This window comes from Pectobacterium parvum (assembly GCF_020971565.1).
GTDB classification, from domain to species: domain Bacteria; phylum Pseudomonadota; class Gammaproteobacteria; order Enterobacterales; family Enterobacteriaceae; genus Pectobacterium; species Pectobacterium polare.
Genome location: NZ_CP087392.1, coordinates 1,136,733 through 1,153,289 on the forward strand (window position 1 = coordinate 1,136,733; position 16,557 = coordinate 1,153,289).

General features: G+C 48.8%; 16 protein-coding genes. 10 read left to right on the forward strand and 6 right to left on the reverse strand.

The annotated features are described in order from the left end of the window. The first annotated feature begins 135 nt into the window (after nt 1-135). Nucleotides 136-582: a type II toxin-antitoxin system RatA family toxin gene (locus tag LOZ86_RS05070; protein ID WP_039485083.1), complete on the forward strand. Its 447-nt coding sequence runs from the start codon at nt 136-138 to the stop codon at nt 580-582. After that, nucleotides 572-853 (forward strand): RnfH family protein, encoded by a 282-nt coding sequence (locus tag LOZ86_RS05075; RefSeq protein ID WP_207783125.1) that lies wholly within the window; start codon nt 572-574, stop codon nt 851-853. The genes LOZ86_RS05070 and LOZ86_RS05075 overlap by 11 nt, the downstream gene beginning before the upstream one ends. Before the next feature lie 238 nt (nt 854-1,091). Here LOZ86_RS05075 and bamE read toward each other — a convergent pair whose 3' ends face one another. The 3 genes from bamE to nadK form a co-directional block, all read right to left on the reverse strand. Further along, entirely contained in the window at nt 1,092-1,427 is a 336-nt protein-coding gene (gene bamE, locus LOZ86_RS05080; protein WP_039485079.1) for an outer membrane protein assembly factor BamE, read from the reverse strand. A 153-nt stretch (nt 1,428-1,580) separates the two neighbouring features. After that, on the reverse strand, nt 1,581-3,242 hold the full coding sequence (recN, locus tag LOZ86_RS05085; protein WP_039513202.1) for a DNA repair protein RecN: 1,662 nt from the start codon (nt 3,240-3,242) through the stop codon (nt 1,581-1,583). A gap of 81 nt (nt 3,243-3,323) precedes the next feature. Next, a complete protein-coding gene (nadK, locus tag LOZ86_RS05090) occupies nt 3,324-4,202 on the reverse strand; it encodes an NAD(+) kinase (RefSeq protein ID WP_010282445.1) in 879 nt (292 codons plus the stop codon). Nucleotides 4,203-4,352: 150 nt separating this feature from the next. Between nadK and grpE the strand changes: the two genes are divergently transcribed. Continuing rightward, a complete protein-coding gene (gene grpE, locus LOZ86_RS05095) occupies nt 4,353-4,940 on the forward strand; it encodes a nucleotide exchange factor GrpE (protein WP_039485073.1) in 588 nt (195 codons plus the stop codon). Nucleotides 4,941-5,231: 291 nt separating this feature from the next. Then, nucleotides 5,232-6,470 (forward strand): Nramp family divalent metal transporter, encoded by a 1,239-nt coding sequence (locus LOZ86_RS05100; RefSeq protein WP_039485071.1) that lies wholly within the window; start codon nt 5,232-5,234, stop codon nt 6,468-6,470. 66 nt (nt 6,471-6,536) lie between these two features. Here LOZ86_RS05100 and LOZ86_RS05105 read toward each other — a convergent pair whose 3' ends face one another. Beyond that, nucleotides 6,537-6,740, reverse strand: a complete 204-nt coding sequence (locus LOZ86_RS05105) for a 2-hydroxymuconate tautomerase family protein (RefSeq protein ID WP_039485068.1) — start codon at nt 6,738-6,740, stop codon at nt 6,537-6,539. A 13-nt stretch (nt 6,741-6,753) separates the two neighbouring features. After that, nucleotides 6,754-7,920 carry an MFS transporter gene (locus tag LOZ86_RS05110; protein ID WP_230242923.1) on the reverse strand — a complete coding sequence of 389 codons (1,167 nt, stop codon included), beginning with the start codon at nt 7,918-7,920 and terminating at the stop codon, nt 6,754-6,756. Nucleotides 7,921-8,170: 250 nt separating this feature from the next. Here LOZ86_RS05110 and nudK point away from each other — a divergent pair, with 250 nt between their 5' ends. The 6 genes from nudK to LOZ86_RS05140 all read left to right on the forward strand — a co-directional run bounded on the left by nudK (nt 8,171) and on the right by LOZ86_RS05140 (nt 14,975). Beyond that, entirely contained in the window at nt 8,171-8,752 is a 582-nt protein-coding gene (gene nudK / locus LOZ86_RS05115) for a GDP-mannose pyrophosphatase NudK (RefSeq protein WP_039485062.1), read from the forward strand. A 382-nt stretch (nt 8,753-9,134) separates the two neighbouring features. Beyond that, on the forward strand, nt 9,135-10,400 hold the full coding sequence (locus tag LOZ86_RS05120; protein WP_039485060.1) for an ABC transporter substrate-binding protein: 1,266 nt from the start codon (nt 9,135-9,137) through the stop codon (nt 10,398-10,400). Nucleotides 10,401-10,463: 63 nt separating this feature from the next. Next, nucleotides 10,464-11,345, forward strand: a complete 882-nt coding sequence (locus LOZ86_RS05125) for a carbohydrate ABC transporter permease (RefSeq protein WP_039485057.1) — start codon at nt 10,464-10,466, stop codon at nt 11,343-11,345. A 1-nt stretch (nt 11,346) separates the two neighbouring features. Beyond that, nucleotides 11,347-12,159 carry a carbohydrate ABC transporter permease gene (locus tag LOZ86_RS05130; RefSeq protein ID WP_039485055.1) on the forward strand — a complete coding sequence of 271 codons (813 nt, stop codon included), beginning with the start codon at nt 11,347-11,349 and terminating at the stop codon, nt 12,157-12,159. A 36-nt stretch (nt 12,160-12,195) separates the two neighbouring features. Next, nucleotides 12,196-13,281, forward strand: a complete 1,086-nt coding sequence (locus tag LOZ86_RS05135) for an ABC transporter ATP-binding protein (RefSeq protein WP_039485053.1) — start codon at nt 12,196-12,198, stop codon at nt 13,279-13,281. 170 nt (nt 13,282-13,451) lie between these two features. After that, entirely contained in the window at nt 13,452-14,975 is a 1,524-nt protein-coding gene (locus LOZ86_RS05140; RefSeq protein WP_039485052.1) for a glycosyl hydrolase 53 family protein, read from the forward strand. Nucleotides 14,976-15,045: 70 nt separating this feature from the next. Here the strand turns inward: LOZ86_RS05140 and LOZ86_RS05145 are convergent, their stop codons facing one another. Then, nucleotides 15,046-16,083, reverse strand: a complete 1,038-nt coding sequence (locus tag LOZ86_RS05145) for a LacI family DNA-binding transcriptional regulator (protein WP_039485050.1) — start codon at nt 16,081-16,083, stop codon at nt 15,046-15,048. Nucleotides 16,084-16,557 lie beyond the last annotated feature (474 nt).

Consider the following 16,557-nt stretch of genomic DNA (forward strand, 5'->3'; position numbering starts at 1 on the left):
TGTCATGGGGAATGAAATCCCCGCCGTGCGTCCGTGTCGTGGTTAATGATATCGTGCGATAAGCTTCGCAGAATTTTTGTCTGTCGGGCTATCAATGCTATTATTTTGCGCGTTTTATGAATCACGGAAAAGAGTATGCCAAAGATAAGTCGTTCCGCACTGGTGCCGTTCAGTGCTGAACAGATGTACAAGCTGGTGAATGATGTCGCTTCCTACCCCGCGTTTTTACCGGGCTGTACGGGGAGCCGCGTGCTCTCCTCCTCAGAAGGGGAGATGACCGCCGCAGTCGACGTTTCCAAAGCCGGGATCAGCAAGACCTTTACCACGCGTAATACGCTGACACACAACCAGAACATCAATATGCAACTGGTCGATGGCCCGTTCCGTCAGTTGGGTGGCGACTGGCATTTTACGCCGCTGAGCGCTGATGCCTGTAAAGTCGAACTGCATCTGGAATTTGAATTCACCAATGCCTTGATTGAACTCGCTTTTGGCAAAGTATTCAAGGAGCTGGCAGGAAATATGGTGCAGGCTTTCACGCAGCGAGCAAAAGAGGTCTACAGTGTCCGCAATGCAGGTTGATGTGGTCTACGCGTTGCCGGAACGCCAGTATCTACGCACGGTGAAGCTGGAAGAGGGTAGTACGGTTGAGCAGGCGATTGTGGCATCGGGCCTGCTGGAATTGCGCCATGATATCGATTTACAGGTGAATAAAGTCGGTATTTACAGCCGAGCAGCGAAGCTGGCCGATGTGTTGCAGGAGGGTGACCGTGTGGAAATTTATCGTCCGCTGATTGCCGATCCGAAAGAACTACGTCGTCAGCGTGCAGAGCGTGCTAAGAGCAAATCCTGATCGATGTTATTGAGCGGCACATGACGTTTTCCTGAGCATCCTTATCGAAATGCCCTTACAAAAAAACACAGGCAAACCTGAAGTATTCAGATTTGCCTGCTGTTATACCCGTCATACATCAAGCCGCGTGTGCGTTGGCTTCCTTCAAGTACTTTGCCCATTGTGGGCTTCGTCTTAACGTGCCGCCTCTGGCTGCCAGAAGTGTTCATCCTGATTCAGCCGAACGGCATCGAAAGCATTAATTCAGCGAAGGTTTGTTGTTGATGTTGGTTAACACGCCACTGCCGCTGAAGGTCAGCGTCAATGTCTGCTGTTTTACCGATTCATGGCCAGGCTGCTGGCGGAAGACGTAAAACCAGGTATCGCTGCCAAACGGATCCTGCATCATAGGAGTACCCAGCGTATAAGCGACCTGTTGTTTGGTCATGCCGGTGTGAATTTTCGCAACGTCAGCCGGTGCCAGATAGTTTCCCTGATTGATGTCCGGCCGATAGACCACCTTTTCCAGTGTGGAACAACCGGCAGTCAGCATAACAACCACCGCGGCGACGACAGTCAGCGTTTTACAGCGCATAGTGATTACATTCCTTAAGGGCATAGGTTGCCGATGATAATAGACCTTGCAGGACTTGGAAACCTGCAAGGCGATTGTATGACCTCAGGAAGGTAAAAAAGTTGAGCTTTTTTACCCGTGATGCACCTTTCTCGCCCTTGTCGGCTGTGGATTTTAGGCGGCCAGCAGTTCTTTGGCATTTGCCAGCGTATTTTTGGTGACGGCGCTGCCGCCCAAGAGACGTGCCAATTCTTGTAGCCGAGCACGTTTATCCAACGGTTGCATCAGCGTTTCCGTTTCTGTACCGTCCGTTTGTTTGCTCACGAAGAAGTGCTGGTGACCGCAGCCCGCGACCTGCGGCAGGTGCGTCACGCACATAACCTGCGTAGATTCACCGAGCTGGCGCAGCATTCTGCCGACGATGGCGGCGGTTGGTCCGCTAATACCCACATCGACCTCATCGAAGATCATCGCTGGTGTGTCCATTTTTTGTGCGGTGATCACTTGAATAATCAGTGCGATACGTGATAGCTCACCGCCCGAGGCCACTTTTGCCAGCGTCTGATGCGGCTGGCCGGGGTTCGTGGTCACGCGGAATTCGATACTGTCGGCACCCGTGGCCGTCAGGTTGTCTGGCGTAAATTTCACATCAATGGTGAAGTGGCCGTGTGGCATTGCTAGTTCACGCATATTGGTGGTGATGAGCAGTGCCAGTTCGCTGGCGTGGTGCTGACGGCGCACGTGCAGCTGTTCTGCAAGGTGCAACGCCTGCTGATGATATTCGCCGACGGAAGCGCTAAGCGCGTCATGATCGCTTTCCTGCTGCTCTAGCTGTTGCTGTTCTTCCAATAGCTGCTGATGGAACGCTGGGAGCGCTTCTGGAGCAACATGGTGTTTGCGTGCCATCGCGAGCTGACGCGACAGACGTTGTTCCAGTTCATACAGACGAATCGGATCGAGATCCATTTGTTCGCTGTAGTGGCGCAGTTCATCGCTGGCTTCGCTAAGTTGAATGCCTGCTTCTTCGAGCATGGACAGCACGCCAGACAGTTTGTCATCCATGCTGATGAGTTCGCCAAGCTGATGCTTTACGCTGTGCAGCATACTGATGATGTTCTGCTCTTCATCTTCACTCAGCAGTTGCATAGCCTGTTGGCTCATTGTCAGTAGCTGGCCGCTATTCGCCAGACGCTTATATTCAACGTCAATCTGTTCGTATTCGCCGGGCTGTGGGGCGAATTCGTTTAGCTCTTTTAATTGGTATTGCAGCAGTTCCCAGCGAGCCTCGCGCTCAATGGCCGCCTGTTGCAGCTGCGCCAGCGCGCGGCAGCTTTGGTGCCACTGATGCCAAACCTGCTGCATAGCAACCAGCAGCTTCGGCTCATCGGCATAGGCATCCAGCAGGTGTTTTTGATGATCGGGGCGCAGCAGTAGCTGATGAGCATGCTGACCGTGCACCTGAATCAGGTGCTGGCCGAGTTCACGCAGTTGAGACAGCGGCACGGCGGTGCCGTTAATAAAGCCGCGTGAGCGACCATCAGCGCTAATAACGCGGCGTAGCAGACACTCGTTGCTGTCATCCAGTTGGTTTTCTTCCAGCCACTGACGTGCCGTCGGGGTATCTGCCAGCGCGAAGCGGGCGCAAATGTCGGCGCGGGCAGCGCCCGGCCTAACCATGCTGGCGTCAGAACGATTTCCCAGACATAAACCAAGGGCATCAATCGCAATCGATTTCCCCGCACCGGTTTCCCCGGTGATTACGCTCATTCCTGACTGAAAATCGATTTCTAATTCGCGCACGATGGCGAAGTTACTGATAGTGAGTTGCGCCAGCATGATAAACCCCTGTATGTAATCACATGTGATTGCATACAGTATAAACTGGTTTTATATACAGTAAAGTAGCTGGATAAAATTTTAGAATAATTTTTTTGACCAACCAAGTTTTGAGCTTAGTGTGTTGAAATAGCTGTAATTTTTTGGATGAATCAGATTCAGGTAATGTTCGCTGCGGCGAATGAGGACTTCTTCACCTTCCTGTACCGGTAACGCAATCTGGCTGTCGCAGCTGATTTCCAGGTCATTGGTAATGCAGGAAAATTTCAGCCGAATCGTGCTGCTGCTGTTGATGACCAGCGGGCGGGCAGACAGCGTATGCGGGAACATGGGCACCAGCGCAATCGCATCCAGCGACGGCGTCAGAATCGGGCCGCCAGCGGAAAGGGAATAGGCGGTTGAGCCGGTAGGCGTGGCGATAATCAGGCCGTCTGAACGCTGGGAAAAGGCGAATTTGTCGTCAATATAGACTTCAAATTCAATCATATGTGCGACTTTCCCAGGGTGCAGCACCACTTCGTTAATGGCGGTACTGATGCTGTCCTGCTGGTTTGCGCGGCAAACGTGCGCTTCCAGCATGAAGCGCTGTTCACTTAAGTAATGGCCGTCGAGAACGTCAGAAAGCTGCTGCTGCGCTTGATCAGGATCGAGATCGGTCAGAAAACCGAGGTTGCCACGGTTCACACCGATCACCTTGATGTCATAGCGCGACAACACTCGCGCTGCGCCGAGCATGTTGCCGTCACCGCCAACAACAACCGCTAAATCTGCCTGCTGGCCGATGTCGGCAAGGCTCGCTGTCGGTGCGTCTTTCAGATTCAGTTCGCGGGCGATCTGTTGCTCGATCAGAACCGAGTAACCTTTGTCGGTGAGCCAGTGATAAAGCATCTCATGCGTGGCTAGCGCCGTTGGGTGGCGCGGATGGCCGACAATGCCAATACAATTAAACGGCCTGTTCATTGTAAGCGGTGTGTTCATTGCTGTTTTTTGTCCTCAGCGTGGTGTATCGGCAGCGGCGGGAACCAATATATGACTGGTTCCCTTGAATCCCCGATTTTGATCCCCATAATAAGCAACTAGCGAGATTAATGCTAAACCGCGGAGAATTTCATGAGTAGTAAAGAACAGAAAACGCCTGACGAGCAAGTCCTGGATCAAAAGGAAGCAGCAAAAGGGCAGCAAGCGGATGCCACGCCAGAGACGGCAGACGTAGCTGACCCGCGTGATGCGCGCATCGCCGAGCTGGAAGCCCAGTTGAGCGAACTGCAACAGCGTGAACGTGACAATATGCTTCGCGTCCGTGCTGAAGCCGATAACATTCGCCGCCGTGCGGAAATGGATGTCGAGAAAGCGCATAAATTTGCGGTAGAGAAATTTGCCAGCGAAATGCTGCCAGTGATCGATAATCTGGAACGTGCGCTGGATACGGCGGACAAATCCAACGAATCGCTGGCCGCGATGATTGAAGGTGTTGAACTGACGCTGAAATCGTTGCTGGATGCTGTACGCAAGTTTGGCATCGAGGTTGTGGGGGATGTAGGCGTACCGTTTAACCCAGAAGTGCATCAGGCAATGACGATGCTACCTTCGGCCGATCACCAGCCGAACCATGTCATGATGGTCATGCAAAAAGGCTATACGCTGAACGGTCGTTTGCTACGTCCGGCGATGGTCGCGGTATCAAAAGCACAAGACTGATTCTTTCTGCTTTTACGTGCTATTTGCTTTCTACGCACCATCATGTGCAATGTATCTTCATTCCAAACCCCGTGCTCACCGCATGGGGTTTTTTGTTTATATCCCCATCATACTGAATTATTTAGTGTACATTTTGTTAAGATTTGTTTGATAAAAAAGATGTTTTTTAGGTTTTGAATGACTCATCATCATTAGCTATCAAAAGAATTGGTATTACCACTCTAAATGCACTTGATAATCATTATCGTTTTTGTGAGAGTAATATAACACCAGTGTTAGAAGGGTCATACTATGCCGGGTAGCCGTGCTATTGAGTCAACAAGCCGCACATCAAGGAAGGTTAAACTTTCTCTGATGGGGCCGGCGTTTATCGCGGCGATTGGTTATATCGATCCGGGTAACTTTGCCACTAACATCCAGTCCGGCGCGGCCTATGGCTATACGCTGCTGTGGGTAGTGGTGTGGGCGAACCTGATGGCGATGCTGATCCAATTGCTGTCCGCCAAATTGGGGATCGCAACGGGTAAGAATCTGGCGGAACATATTCGCGATCGCTTTCCGCGTCCGGCCGTTTGGGCGTATTGGGTACAGGCCGAAATTATTGCGATGGCGACCGATCTGGCCGAATTTATCGGCGCGGCGATTGGTTTCAAATTGCTCTTGGGCGTGTCGCTGCTGGAAGGCGCGATCCTCACCGCTATTGCAACCTTCCTGATTTTAATGCTGCAACAGCGCGGGCAGAAGCCACTGGAGATGGTGATCGGCGGTCTGCTGCTGTTTGTTGCCGCGGCGTATATTGTCGAACTGGTCTTCTCTCAGCCTGAGTTGTCCGCGTTAGCCAAAGGCATGGCAATCCCTAGCCTGCCGACCTCCGATGCCGTGCTGCTGGCCGCAGGCGTGTTGGGGGCGACCATTATGCCGCATGTGATTTACCTTCACTCCTCTTTGACGCAGCATGAAGGTAGCCATACCCGTGCCGAGCGTTATTCGGCAACGAAAGTCGATGTCGCGATTGCGATGACCATCGCTGGATTCGTCAATCTGGCCATGATGGCGACGGCAGCGGCGGCGTTCCATTTCAGTGGTAATCAGGATATTGCCGATCTGGATAAAGCCTATCTCACGCTGGAGCCGCTATTGGGTAAAGCCGCTGCGGTTATTTTCGGTCTGAGTCTGGTGGCTGCTGGCCTGTCCTCTACCGTCGTCGGTACGCTGGCGGGTCAAGTGGTGATGCAGGGATTCGTGCGTTTCCATATCCCGCTTTGGGTACGCCGCACTGTCACGATGCTGCCGTCGTTTATCGTAATCCTGTCTGGCATGGACCCGACACGGGTGCTGGTATTAAGTCAGGTCGTGCTGAGCTTCGGCATTGCGCTGGCGCTGGTTCCCTTGCTGTCCTTCACCGGAAATCGTGAACTGATGGGGACGATGGTCAACGGCAAATGGGTTCAGCGCATCGGGCAACTCATTGTCGTGCTGGTAGTTTCTCTCAATATGTATCTGCTGATTGATACGATGTTGGGGATATAAAACGGGTGCCACCGATTATTACGTCAGAATAGCGTGGCACCTTTCCACTCTTTATCACTCGCTTTCTTACTTGCTGACCTTCCTCAACTCCGTCACCGGCACGCCGCCGATTCCCCAGTTGTCCGTTTCGACCTCATCAATCACCACCACGGTGGTTTTGGGGTTTTTGTTTAGCACATCGACCAGCAACTGGGTCACGCCCTCAATCAATTGACGTTTTTGTTCAGCGGTGACGCCTTCATTGGTGATTTTGATGTTGACGTATGGCATGGGTTCTCCGGGGTTAGGGTAATGAACGACGGTAGGGGAAGCAGAGCCCTGCCGCGATGAAAAGTGCTGTTGCGCTGTATAGGATCGCTGGCGCGACAGCGTTGCTATTCGTCAGGGCGCTGGTGAGCAGTGGGCCAAGAATCTGACCGATGCCGTAAGTGAGCGTCACCAGCCCAAGCAGGTTGATACCGTGCGGTGCGCGTAGCCGCTTGGCTAACGGCATCACTAGCGAGATCGTTCCCATAAAAGTAGCACCAAAGCCGATACAGCTGAATATCAATGCCACGGGAGAGTGGCTGAACAGCGTCAGCAGGACGCAGCCTCCCTGAATGAGCAGGTTCGCCGTCAGGCAGGGTAACGTTCCCCAGCGGCTGGCAGCCAATAGCCAGAAAAAACAGCCAGGAATCACCGCCAGCCCAACCAGCGACCATAAATGCAGGGATAAACGCGGTATGTCCAGTGTGGTCACCATCAACGGCAGATAGGTGGCGATGATGATGTACCCGAAGCCCGCGAGGCCGTACAGCAGCGCAAGCCGTCGCCAGCCAAGCAGGGGCGGTTCATCAGCATTGACCATCGGCTGCTGTGCGACGGTGGATCTATGGGGGGAAAGAATGAGTAAGGCGAGCAGAAGTAATACGGCGATCAAAGCCGCACCCCACCACAATGGCTCGGCGGTTAGGGTGTAATGCCGTCCGATGATGATGTATTCATTACCTAACACGATCCCCACGCCAACCCCAGCATAGAGCGAGGCGATAACGCGAGAATGCTTTGTGTGGTGCAAAATAGTCAAAGAGCCGAAGATCATCATCGCCGCGCTGGCGATCCCGGCGAGGAAGCGAACGATCATGACCAGCGCCGTATTGGTGGTCAGAGCCATCGCGAAGAGCAAAATGCCGGTTGCAGCGGCGGCGGCAAACAGCAGGAACACCGGTTGAGCGGTTGAGGCGCGACGGCTGAAAGAGAAAAACAGGCTACCGAACAAATAGCCGGCGTAGTTCGCGCTGGCAATATAGGACAGTTGGCCGAAGGTGAAGCGACCTTCCTCCAGCATCACAGGCAGCATCGGCGTATACAAAAAGCGCCCAAGTCCCATTCCTAACGCCAGCACGATCGTCCCGAAAAGGGCAAGCGTCAGCGTATCCGATAGGGCGATGAGGCGAGGATGTTCCGTCATTCGATGGCTCGGTAGAGAGAGTATGTCGTTATCCTGCCTGTTTTCTCGTCAAATGAAAGTGAATAGTAATGAGTAGGTTGCTGACGCAGAGAGAACGTTTTCTGGCAGAAAAACGATGGAGAGATGTGTGCACCGGATACATCAAGCATGTTTCCCAGTCTGTTTATACCGGGTTTAAAAGGGGATATGATAATTTTGTTGTTATAAATGAAATGAGTTCCCCCTAGTCATCGAGCATCGAGGTGTTTGCATGTCGTCTCCCATTGATATCGTCGAAAAGAAGCTGCTATCTGATAATTGGTATATTCTGAATAAATATACATTTGATTTAAAAAGAAATAATGGCGGTTTGGTTCGCCAGGTTCGTGAAGTTTATGACCGTGGTGATGGCGCGACGATTCTGCTGTACAACCGGGCGAAAGGCACGGTGATTCTGACACGACAATTCCGTATTCCCACCTACGTCAACGGCAACGAAAGCGGCATGTTGCTGGAAACCTGCGCGGGTTTGCTGGACGACCATTCGCCCGAAGAATGTATCCGTAACGAAGCAATCGAAGAAACCGGCTATGCGATCGGCGATGTGGAAAAGCTGTTCTATGCCTACATGTCGCCGGGCAGCGTGACGGAACGCGTGCACTTTTTCGCCGCTGAATACGATGAGTCGCTGCGGGATAATGAGGGCGGCGGTGTGGACGATGAAGATATCGAGGTGCTGGAGCTACCGTTCAGCGAAGCCGTTGCGATGATGAACGATGGCCGGATTAAAGACGGTAAGACCATTATGCTGCTACAGCACGCAATCATCCGCGGCTGGTTTGCCAAGGCATAGACCTGTTTTGCGGCACACGGGTATCCCCATGTGCCGCTTGATTGGGTGTGGTAACGCTTTCATTTTTGTGTAATTCCATGGTGAAGGTGTGATTATGGTTAATATGAGCTGAGTAACGTTTTTGTATTTTCATTTTTTGTTTTATTTTCAATGGTATGTGATGTTTTTTGTTTTTATTTTAATCATTTTCATGGGCCGACATAGGCTTTATGGAAGGAAATTTTTCCTAAATTTTTTGTATTTAGATCGAATATTTAGTCATTTTTCTCCCTGTTGTGTGACCCGTATCACCGGATGAAAGAATGTAAGCGGTGTAACTCGTTGCTTCATTATGCAGTAACTCATATTCTCTCTTTACAAAAAGTAAAGAAGGACTGCTCTGATGAAGATCAAGAATAAAGTATCTACCCTATTTGCAGTTTCATTCCTCACGCTGGGCTTATCGAGTCACAGCCTGGCTGCTGAAGTCACCGTGTGGGCCTGGGATCCTAACTTCAATGTCGCGGCAATGCATGAGGCATCGTCGATATATAAAAAAGCCGATCCAAGTTTTAGTCTGAAAGTGATCGACTCAGGTAAAGAAGATATTGAGCAGAAATTAAATACCATGTTGGCTTCAGGGGTTAAAAACTCGCTTCCTGATATTGTGCTTATTGAAGATTATAATGCTCAAAAATATCTTCAAGCTTATCCTGACTCATTTGTCCCATTACAGGATGCTATCGATTATAGCCAGTTTGCACCTTATAAAACGAAAGTGATGACGGTAGGGAATAAGGTATACGGTGTTCCTTTTGATTCCGGCGTGGCGGGAATGTTCTATCGACTCGATTATCTGGAGGCTGCCGGATATAAAGAGAGTGATATGGTGAATATTACCTGGGATAAATATATTGAGATTGGCAAGCAGGTAAAAGCGAAAACCGGTGTTGATATGCTAACCTACGATATGAACGATGTGGTTCTTCCCCATATTATGATGCAGTCCGGTGGAGAATGGTTCTTCGATAACCAAGGACAACTTAATCTCACCAAAAACGATGCGCTGAAAGAAACGTTAAAAACGATTAAAGCGATTAACGACGCGAAAATTGTGCGACCTGTCTCTGGCTGGTCGAGTTTTGTGGGGAGTTTTAACGCTGGGAAATCAGCGAGTGTGGTTTCCGGCGTATGGGTGATTGGTTCCATTAAAAGTGCCGAAGATCAGAAAGGAAAATGGCGTGTTGCGCCGATCCCACGGCTGAACCTCGATAAAGCGGTACATGCATCCAATCAGGGAGGATCGAGCTGGTATGTCTTAAAAGGTGGCAAAAATACTAAACAGGCGATTGAGTTTTTGCAGAAAACCTTTGCGGCAGATAGCAACATGTATCAAACCCTTTTGGTTGATCGCGGTGCGCTTGCGACCTTCCTTCCCGCCACGTCCGGCCCTGCTTATGCAGTAAAGGATCCGTTCTTTGGTGGTCAGCCCGTGTTTGCTGATTTCTCTAAATGGGTGACTGAAATTCCACAGGTCTCCTATGGCATGTATACCCAAGAAGTTGATAACGCCATTGCTGCTGAAATACCTGCATTACTGAAAGGCGATTCTGTTGATGACGTTTTAAAACGCGCCGAAGCCACATTAAAAAATCAGATTATGCAGTAGCGAGTGTGAGCTTGAGGGCGGTAAGCCCTCAAGCATTTCTCTCCAGAAATCGATGGTGTGATAATGATGTATAAACCTAAAATGAATAGGCTTTATAACATCAACGGCTGGGCTTTTGTCGCTACGGCTGTTGGGTTGATTGCCTTAATGACGATATACCCTATTTTCAAATCACTTTGGCTCTCTTTTCAGTCTGGCCGTGGTGTGGTGACACAATTTGTTGGCCTGGGAAATATCATTCGTTTATTCAGCGATCCTATGTTCAAAACGGCGCTTTGGAACACATTAACCTTTTTGGTTATCCAGGTGCCTATTATGATTTTTCTATCATTAGCGATTTCTTCTTGCCTGAATTCATCTCAGCTTAAATATCGCCAATGGTTCAGAATTGCCATCTTTTTGCCTTGTGTGACATCGCTGGTGGCCTACTCTATTCTCTTTAAGAGTATGTTTGAACTGGATGGTGTCATTAACTCATTCTTGCTGTTTATTCATGTCATTGACGATCCCATTCCGTGGCTATCCGATCCTTTCTGGGCCAAGGTGACAGTTATTATCGCAATCACCTGGCGTTGGACGGGATATAACATGATATTTTATCTTTCCGCTATGCAGAATATTGATAAGTCAATTTATGAGGCGGCTCGAGTTGATGGCGTTAGCCCAATTAAGCAGTTTTTCTTCATCACCATCCCCTTATTGAAACCGGTTATTCTTTTTACCAGTGTGACATCAACCATTGGCACATTACAGCTGTTTGATGAAGTCATGAATATCACGAATGGTGGTCCGGCCAATGCGACGCTGACGTTATCGCTTTATATTTATAATTTGTCATTCAAGTTTGTGCCGAACTTTGGCTATGCGGCAACGGTTTCATACGTGATTGTTGTTTTTTCGGCAATACTTGCGCTGATTCAGTTTAAAGCAGCACGGAAGGGATGATATGAGAAAAAGTAAAATTAACAGCATGCTGATGCATATTTTTCTTGTGCTGATGAGCATTTTCTCGCTTTTCCCATTCTATTGGATGGTGGTATCGAGCACGAATAGCACCAGCCAAATCAACATGGGTAAATTCACGTTTGGCGATCAGCTATTGGTCAACTTTACCAATCTGACGAGTCAGGTGGATCTGGCATTAGTGTTTTGGAATACCTCAAAGATTGCGTTGATCAGCACGGTATCGACGCTGGTGGTGTGCTCTATCGCGGGTTATGCCTTTGAGATTTATTCCAGTAAGAATCGTGAGCGTGTCTATGTCGCGCTATTAACGACGATGATGATCCCGTTTGCGGCATTAATGATCCCGCTTTTCACCATGTTTGGTAAGGCTGGCTTACTGGATACGCATTTTGCCGTTGTCATGCCGACGGTGGCAGGCGCATTTATTATTTTCTACTTTAGGCAATGTACGAAAACGTTTCCGAGAGAATTGATCGATGCTGCGCGTGTGCAAAGCGTCGCGGAGTGGAAAATTTTTCTGTATGTCTACGTACCGATTATGCGAGCCAGCTATTCCGCTGCGTTTATCATTGTTTTCATGACGTCATGGAATGCTTTTCTCTGGCCGCTTATTGTCCTTCAGTCTAATGAATTAAAGACGATTAATCTGGTGTTATCCAGCTTTGCTTCTGCCTATTCTCCAGACTTCGGGCTTATTATGGTGGGAACAGTCATCTCTACTCTTCCTAGCTTACTTATCTTCTTCGCCATGCAAAAGCAATTTATCGCAAGTATGACGGGCGCAGTGAAGTAATGCGCGCGCAATGGCAAATTAAGTTTGAGGTTCAACATGGCTGATATTTTATTAAAAAATATAGTGAAGCGTTACGATAAGACTGAAACAATCCATCGTATTAATCTTGAGATTAATTCAGGCGAATTTGTGGTCTTCGTCGGCCCGTCGGGGTGTGGTAAATCGACGTTGCTGAGAATGATCGCAGGATTGGAAGAGATCACGGATGGCGAAATTCATATTGATAACCGTTTAGTTAACCATTTCGATCCCGCAGAACGGGGGATTGCGATGGTGTTCCAGTCTTACGCGCTGTACCCACATATGACGGTGGCTGAAAATATGGGATTTGGGCTGAGAATGAACGGGCACCCCAAAGCCGAAGTCGAAAAAATGGTGCGCAAGGCCGCGATGACGCTCCAGCTAGAAGCCTTGTTAGACCGCACACCGAAACAACTGTCTGGCGGTCAGCGTCAGCGCGTTGCGATTGGGCGGGCAATTGTGCGCGATCCTAAAGTGTTCTTATTCGATGAGCCCTTATCGAACCTCGACGCCGAATTACGCGTGGAAATGCGTTTACAGATCGCCCGACTTCATCAGGAAATGCGTAACACCATGGTTTATGTGACGCACGATCAAGTGGAAGCGATGACGCTGGCGGATAAAATTGTGGTGTTAAACAAGGGAAATATTGAGCAGGTTGGGACACCGATGGCGCTCTACCATAAGCCAGAAAATCTTTTTGTCGCTGGTTTTATCGGTTCGCCGAACATGAACTTTCTACCTGGCGAAGTGCTACAGGTTGAAGGGAATAACGTGAGTATCCTGATCAATAAGCTCAATACACTTTCCGTTAATCTTGCTAACCACGGATTGCACACCGATCAGAAAATTACCGTGGGTATTCGCCCTGAACACCTGAGTATCGACCCGAATGGCGGGGACGTCAGCTTGTCGATCAATAGTGAGGTCACTGAAAGATTGGGTAATGCGACCTATATCTTTGGTGCGTATTCAGGTGTTAATAATTTCAAGGTTCATTTGTCGGGGGACAATAGTATTGTGCCTTACTCAACGATTCCGCTGACGTGCCGTAGTGAACATTTGCATTTTTTTGATGAAAATGGAAAGCGGATTAATTAGCAAAGAATAAATAGCAAAAGTCAGCGAGTTAATTGAGCAGCCTGTCATATTCATGTTGGCTGCTTATTCTATTAAGCGATATTCATTTTATAAATATAGTCTTCTTTTATTCTGTCCCAGAACGTTACGTGATAAATACCATTTAAGAGCATCGCCTCAAGGAGAAATGAATGAAAAAGAATAATTATTCAGGAATCATCTCTGTATTGTTAATGCTGTTTATAGGGTTTATGTCAGCCAATCTGGCGAAAGCGGCGCAGCCGTTTGCTTACGGCGCGGATATTGGCTGGGTAAAGCAATTGGAAGATCGAGGGGTAACCTGGCGTGATGATGCAGGAACGCCGCGCGATGTATTACAGATACTGCGCGATCACGGCATAAACGCTGTACGGTTACGCATTTTCGTTAATCCCGACCCCAGTGCGCTATGGCATAAAGATAATACGACCTGGACGATGCTTGGCTATACGGATAAAACCCGCGTGGTGGATGCCGCACAGCGTGCTAAAGCGATGGGAATGCGCGTCATGGTGGATTTCCACTACAGTGATGTTTTCGCGGATCCGGGTCATCAAATAAAGCCAGCTGCGTGGGCGAACTACAATCTGAGTCAATTAACGACGGCCGTTTATAATCACACTCATGAGGTGATGACTGCGTTGATATCCGCTGGCGTGACGCCGGAATGGGTTCAGGTCGGCAACGAAATGAATCCGGGAATTTTACTCCCAGAAGGCAGTACCAGCCGGTTTGCCAATTTAACGCAGCTACTGAATGCGGGCTATGATGCGGTTAAAGCGGTCAGCCCTTCTTCTAAGGTGATCAGCCATCTGGCGCATGGGAATAATAATTCAAACGCTCGCTGGTTTTTTGACAATTTCCTCACCACGCACGGTGGGAAAACCGATGTGATTGGTTTTTCATTCTACCCCTACTGGGAAGGAAAAAATTATTGGGAGCTCACTGGCGCACTGGCTAGCAACCTCAATGATATGGCGAGCCGATATGGTAAGGAAGTCATGGTCGTTGAAGTCGGCGGTTTGGAAACTAACCCAACAGACAGTTACTGGACGATTAGGGATACGATTAATCTTGTTAAAGCAGTGCCGGGAAATAAAGGGATCGGGGTTTTTTATTGGGAACCTGCGGGTAATGCAAAAGTGTTACCGGATGGCTACGCGTTAGGCGCGACGACGCAAGTTTCAACCAATGTATTGCAATTTACCCGAGCACTGGACGCGTTTGCCGAATCACAAATCAATTTTATCAACGGAACCCGCTATAAGATCGCTAATCGACAGAGTGGTAAGTCACTGAATGTCGTGAGCGGTTCGCGCGAAGATGGCGCATGGGTTGAACAATACAGTGACAGTAACTGGGACAGCCAGCGTTTTTATTTTAACGCGATTGGCAATGGTTACTTCAATCTGGTGAATGTGAATAGCGGGAAGTACATTGATGTTAATTTCAGTGCCAATGAGGATGGTGCGCAAATTCTCCAAATGTATAACACCGGACATTTTAGCCAGCAATGGCTGATTTTGGATGCGGGCGATGGCTATTATAAAATCATGAATAGGAACAGCGGGAAGCTTTTGGATGTTAACAGCCGTTCAATAGAGAACGGGGCATCCGGTATTCAATGGCATGATAATGGGGGATGGAATCAGCTGTGGAAAATAACCGCTAATTGATGCTCTCTGGCCGCGTAATGTCCTTGCGTGGCCGCTTTACTTGTAAGGGTAGGAAAGATAAGGGAACGTATTATAAAAGGGCGTCGTTGAGTGTGAAACTTTCGCGCCAAACCATCTCATAACCAATCTGTACGTGTTTCTTATAATAGCGTCCTGCCACCAGCTCTAAAAACAGATCGACGGCGGCTTCGCCCATTTCAGTGGGGTAGAGCCGCATTGTGGTCAAACTGGGATTGAGATGTTGTGCTGTGGGGATGTCATTCATCCCAATCACTTTTATTTGTCTGGGAATGGAAATACCTTTCTCTTGAATCGCCCGGTACACGCCAATAGCGATAATGTCTGTCGCCGCGAACACGACATCAGGCCACTCTTTTTGTTGCAGCAACTCATTCATCGCCTGATAGCCGGACTCAATACAAAATAACTGACTGACCTTGCATCGTGATTCGTCGTAGATACCGTGTTTTTGCGTTATCTCCTGAAATACATGCAGCCGGCTCTCATTGTTCCCTATAAATGCGGGGCGCTGAGCGCCGCTATTCACAATGTAATGTAAGACTTCGCGTGCAGCCGCTTCCCGATCAAAAAGCACGGCGTCACATTGTTTATCGAGGGGGGCAGAGTCGATAAAAATCAGGTTTTTATTTAATGAAGAGATTAGGGCGATATCGTTATCGCTAAAGTGACCTACGCAAATGATCGCCTGCGCCTGAGATAAAGTATGGCTGTTGGAGGATAAATTTGTGGTGAATAGATTGCGTAACGAAATATTAAAATGGTGGCAGCGGTTTTCAATGCCAATACGCATTGCGGTGAAATAAGGGTCGTTGAGTTCTTCTGAAGGCGTAAGAAAGTGGACGACGGCGAGATTTAATAAATTGTCATTATCCATTTTGAAATGAGAGCGGACAACGAGCGAGTTCTCTAACCTTTTTTTCTGCTGCTTACGTTGTGTCGGCGATAAATATTCCAGCTCATGGGCAATTTTCTTGATGAGTTGGCGCTTTTCTTTGGTTATGGACAGACTGGGGTCGTTATTAAGTACGCGAGAAACGGTTGAGGCTGCCACCCCAGCTTTTTGAGCGATATCTGTAATCGTTGCCACAAAAAATTTTCCATAATTTGCTTATGAAGATGATAGTAGCCAATGCCTTACTGATTGAACATGCCCAGTAACCCAAAATGCGATGAAACTTTCAGTCATCGCCGTGTTACCCGCATGGACTGTATCCTCTCCTAGCGGGGCTATCAGGGATTGGTCCTTGGGCGCACTTTATTGTTCCGGGTGATGCGGACGATATGAATAATCAGGTACAGCATTTCATTGTTAGAAATGTCGGCGAGAGACATAACCGTTCTACTTCATCGCAATAGGGTTTCATCGCGGCATGATTTCAACCGCATCCGCACTGCACTATTCCTTCCCCAGCGTATTCGGCTACTGAACGAAAAACCGTCAAATAAAATAACTATATTAACCAGCATTCCCCCTCAGTTTTTGCCATCCTCGGTAGTTTAGCCATACGCAAACACTATACTGGGTACTCTTGACCCTACAGACACAACACAACAAAACCGA